This is a genomic window from Bacteroides neonati, from assembly GCF_000499785.1.
Classification (GTDB): Bacteria; Bacteroidota; Bacteroidia; order Bacteroidales; family Bacteroidaceae; genus Bacteroides; species Bacteroides neonati.
This window is the reverse complement of the sequence record NZ_HG726034.1, coordinates 1-5,000: the sequence shown is the minus strand read 5'-3', so window position 1 is coordinate 5,000 and position 5,000 is coordinate 1. Positions and strand designations below refer to the sequence as shown.

2 tRNA genes, 2 rRNA genes and 1 pseudogene (1 of these 5 running past the window's edge) are annotated in these 5,000 nt (G+C 45.2%); all 5 read right to left on the bottom strand.

Annotated features, from left to right (window positions below):
• Nucleotides 1-1,652 (bottom strand): 23S ribosomal RNA (locus TY03_RS21290); it reaches 1,217 nt to the left of the window's first position.
• A gap of 186 nt (nucleotides 1,653-1,838) precedes the next feature.
• Nucleotides 1,839-1,912: transfer RNA gene (locus TY03_RS21285), tRNA-Ala, on the bottom strand.
• 14 nt (nucleotides 1,913-1,926) lie between these two features.
• Nucleotides 1,927-2,000, bottom strand: a tRNA-Ile gene (locus TY03_RS21280).
• A 148-nt stretch (nucleotides 2,001-2,148) separates the two neighbouring features.
• A 16S ribosomal RNA gene (locus TY03_RS21275) occupies nucleotides 2,149-3,667 on the bottom strand.
• Together the 16S and 23S rRNA genes with 2 tRNA genes alongside form the textbook arrangement of a ribosomal RNA operon.
• 751 nt (nucleotides 3,668-4,418) lie before the next feature.
• A pseudogene (locus TY03_RS21270) lies at nucleotides 4,419-5,000 on the bottom strand (malate dehydrogenase); the annotation flags it as partial.

Sequence of the window (5,000 nt, the reverse complement as noted above, 5' to 3'; positions counted from 1 at the left end):
CGTGTGTCCGTTTACGGTACGGGTACCTTCAGGATTAAGTTTAGCGGATTTTCTTGGAAGTATGTTTACACGCACTATTGGATTGTCATAAAGACGCTCCATACTATCAGGTTCGACTCTCGCGGCGGATTTGCCTACCACGATCAACATCTACACCCTTCAACGGACTATTCCGTCAGTCCGCGGCGCTATCACTGCTCCGTCTCCACATCACTCCTAAAGGTAGTACAGGAATATTAACCTGTTCTGCCATCGACTTCGCCGTTCGGCTGAGCCTTAGGACCCGACTAACCCTGATCCGATTAGCGTTGATCAGGAAACCTTAGTCTTTCGGCGAGGGGGTTTCTCACCCCCTTTATCGTTACTTATACCTACATTTGCTTTTCCACACGCTCCAACAGAGCTTACGCTCCATCTTCAACGCAGAGTGGAATGCTCCCCTACCAACCATTACTGGTTCCATAGCTTCGGTAAAACACTTATGCCCGATTATTATCCACGCCAAACTCCTCGACTAGTGAGCTGTTACGCACTCTTTAAATGAATGGCTGCTTCCAAGCCAACATCCTAGCTGTCTTAGCAATCTGACTTCGTTAGTTCAACTTAGTGTTTATTTGGGGACCTTAGCTGATGGTCTGGATTCTTCTCCTCTCGGACATGGACCTTAGCACCCATGCCCTCACTCCTGATATAGAACTAATGCGCATTCGGAGTTTATCAAGACTTGATAGGCGGTGAAGCCCTCGCATCTTATCAGTCGCTCTACCTCACATTAGTATAAATCAAGGCTGCACCTAAATGCATTTCGGGGAGTACGAGCTATCTCCAAGTTTGATTAGCCTTTCACCCCCACCCTCAGGTCATCCGGAAGCTTTTCAACGCTTATCGGTTCGGTCCTCCAGTTAGTGTTACCTAACCTTCAACCTGCCCAAGGGTAGATCACTTGGTTTCGCGTCTACTCCTACTGACTAAAGCGCCCTATTAAGACTCGCTTTCGCTTCGGCTGCAGATCTCAAGATCCTTAACCTTGCCAGTAAAAGTAACTCGTAGGTTCATTATGCAAAAGGCACGCCGTCACAGTTTACACTGCTCCGACCGCTTGTAAGCGCATGGTTTCAGGGACTATTTCACTCTTCTATTCGAAGTTCTTTTCACCTTTCCTTCACAGTACTGGTTCACTATCGGTCTCTCGGGAGTATTTAGCCTTACCGGATGGTCCCGGCAGATTCATGCAGAATTCCTCGTGCTCCGCACTACTCAGGATACCACTAGGGTTCAGTTGACTTCGTATACCGGGCTATCACCGTCTATGGCGCAACTTTCCAGATGCTTCTACTCACCAACTTTCGTCCCACAACGTGGTCCTACAACCCCAACTATGCCGTAACATAATTGGTTTGGGCTACTGCGCGTTCGCTCGCCACTACTTACGCAATCATTATTTATTTTCTTTTCCTACAGGTACTAAGATGTTTCAGTTCCCTGTGTTAGCCTCCTGCTAAGCAGGATAATATCTCTTCAAGATATTGGGTTGTCCCATTCGGAAATCTTCGGATCAAAGGTCATTTGCACCTACCCGAAGCTTATCGCAGCTTATCACGTCCTTCATCGCCTCCGAGAGCCAAGGCATCCGCCATGCGCCCTTGCTTACTTTCTTCTTACCGGTCACAGATCAATTATTTACACAATTGAACGTATGGTTCGATATATACTTTTAGCTTAATTACTATTTTAACTTTTTTGGTTTTGTATCATCATGTCAAAGATCGTTGTGAGAATACTTCGACAGTGTCGAAGTTGTAGGATTGACTTGCAGTCTATCCTAACATTCTCAAGAGTGGAGAATAACGGATTCGAACCGTTGACCCCCTGCGTGCAAGGCAGGTGCTCTAGCCAGCTGAGCTAATCCCCCGTTATTGAGATTCGTAGTCCCAGGCAGAGTTGAACTGCCGACCTCTACATTATCAGTGTAGCGCTCTAACCAACTGAGCTATAGGACTATGTTCAAACCCTTGCCTTTCGGCTCGGCTTCTTTTTTCTCTTTCAATCTATATTTTAAATAAACAACTACACGTAGTACGAAGAGGTTCTTATGGTGGTTCCTCTTTAAAACCTTGTTATAAACGTCGTTCACAACATACACTCCAGAAAGGAGGTGTTCCAGCCGCACCTTCCGGTACGGCTACCTTGTTACGACTTAGCCCCAGTCACCAGTTTTACCCTAGGACGCTCCTTGCGGTTACGTACTTCAGGTACCCCCGGCTCCCATGGCTTGACGGGCGGTGTGTACAAGGCCCGGGAACGTATTCACCGCGCCGTGGCTGATGCGCGATTACTAGCGAATCCAGCTTCACGAAGTCGGGTTGCAGACTTCGATCCGAACTGAGAGAGGCTTTTGGGATTAGCATCACATCGCTGTGTAGCTGCCTTCTGTACCCCCCATTGTAACACGTGTGTAGCCCCAGACGTAAGGGCCGTGCTGATTTGACGTCATCCCCACCTTCCTCGCATCTTACGACGGCAGTCTCTTTAGAGTCCTCAGCATGACCTGTTAGTAACTAAAGATAAGGGTTGCGCTCGTTATGGCACTTAAGCCGACACCTCACGGCACGAGCTGACGACAACCATGCAGCACCTTCACAAATGCCCGAAGGCTATGAACTTTCATCCATATTCATTTGCAATTTAAGCCTGGGTAAGGTTCCTCGCGTATCATCGAATTAAACCACATGTTCCTCCGCTTGTGCGGGCCCCCGTCAATTCCTTTGAGTTTCACCGTTGCCGGCGTACTCCCCAGGTGGAATACTTAATGCTTTCGCTTGGCCGCTTACTGTATATCGCAAACAGCGAGTATTCATCGTTTACTGTGTGGACTACCAGGGTATCTAATCCTGTTTGATACCCACACTTTCGAGCCTCAGTGTCAGTTGTACTCTAGTGAGCTGCCTTCGCAATCGGAGTTCTTCGTGATATCTAAGCATTTCACCGCTACACCACGAATTCCGCCCACCTCTTGTACACTCAAGACATACAGTATCAACTGCAATTTTACGGTTGAGCCGCAAACTTTCACAACTGACTTATACGTCCACCTACGCTCCCTTTAAACCCAATAAATCCGGATAACGCTCGGATCCTCCGTATTACCGCGGCTGCTGGCACGGAGTTAGCCGATCCTTATTCGTAGGGTACATACAAAGCGGAACACGTTCCGCACTTTATTCCCCTATAAAAGAAGTTTACGACCCATAGGGCCTTCATCCTTCACGCTACTTGGCTGGTTCAGACTCTCGTCCATTGACCAATATTCCTCACTGCTGCCTCCCGTAGGAGTTTGGACCGTGTCTCAGTTCCAATGTGGGGGACCTTCCTCTCAGAACCCCTATCCATCGAAGACTTGGTGAGCCGTTACCTCACCAACAATCTAATGGAACGCATCCCCATCAAACACCGAAATTCTTTAATAGCAATAAGATGCCTTATCGCTATACTATCGGGTATTAATCTTTCTTTCGAAAGGCTATCCCCGTGTGAATGGTAGGTTGGATACGTGTTACTCACCCGTGCGCCGGTCGTCAGCGGTATTGCTACCCTGCTACCCCTCGACTTGCATGTGTTAAGCCTGTAGCTAGCGTTCATCCTGAGCCAGGATCAAACTCTTCATTGTAAAAGTATTTTGATTGATTACCAAATTTACACTCAGTAATCGAATTCTTGCTCTGTTAGGATGTTGTAAATTTATTGACGTTTATTCAAATCCCTGTTTCATTTGTAATGAATCAAATCATTGACGGTTTTAAAATTTTACCCGAGATTCCTATCTAAAAAGACAAGTCTCTCGCTCTTGTACTACTTGTATTGTTTATGTAAATCTTTCAAAGAACGCTTCTTTAAGTATGCTTCGTTTTAAAAGCGGATGCAAAGGTAAGACTTTATTTTTAAAACACCAAAACTTTTGAGAAGTTTTTTTGTTTTTCTTTTTCGTCTCGTGCGCTTCTCTTGTCGTCTCTCTTGCGAAAGGAAGAAAAGCCTCTGCGAGCTTTTAAACAGAATGTCAATCTTTCAAGGCTTAGCTTCTCTTGCTAAGCGGATGCAAAAGTAGGCTTTTTACCCATACAAGCCAAACTTAAACACCTTTTATTTCGAATAAAAAGGAAATTAAGTTGTAATAGGCTGAATGAGAGATGTGTTATAAAACATAAGTCAGGAAGGGAGAAAAGGAAAGCAAAGAGAGAACACATTATAATATATACGCGCGCGTATTTTCAAACAATATCGTCAAGAACAATTAGAAACACACCACGTGGCAATCACCCCAATACCTTTGTCCATAGAAAAAGCTTCTAATCAATATAAGCAAGAAAGGTCGTTTCACCTAGATGAAACGACCTCTTTTATTTAATAATAGAAGCAGTAAATTAAAGAGCTCCTACTGTTTTCAAGTCAGCGTTTGTTTTACGAACAGCCTCAGCACTCGCCTTAAACTTAGCCATCTCTTCTTCGTTCAAAGGAAGTTCTACGATTTTCTCGATACCATTCTTACCCAGAATTACAGGTACACCACAGCAAAGATCATGTTCACCATATTCACCTTCAAGTGCCACTGAACAAGGAATCATCTTCATTTGATTGTGAAGAATTGACTCAACAACAAATGCTCCTGCCGCACCTGGTGCATACCATGCAGAAGTTCCCAACAAGCCTGTCAATGTAGCTCCACCAACCATAGTTGATTTTACCACTTCATCTATCTTTTCAGCAGAAAGAAAGTTGCAGATAGGCAATCCTTTATAAGTAGCAAAACGAGCCAAAGGAATCATAGTAGTATCGCCGTGTCCACCGATAACCATACCTTCTACTTCGTTAGCATTGCAACCTAAGGCTTGAGACAAGAAGTATTTGGAACGAGAGCTATCCAAAGCCCCCCCCCATACCAATGATACGGTTTTTAGGCAAACCGAGTGACTTCAACGCCAAATAAGTCATGGTATCCATTGGAT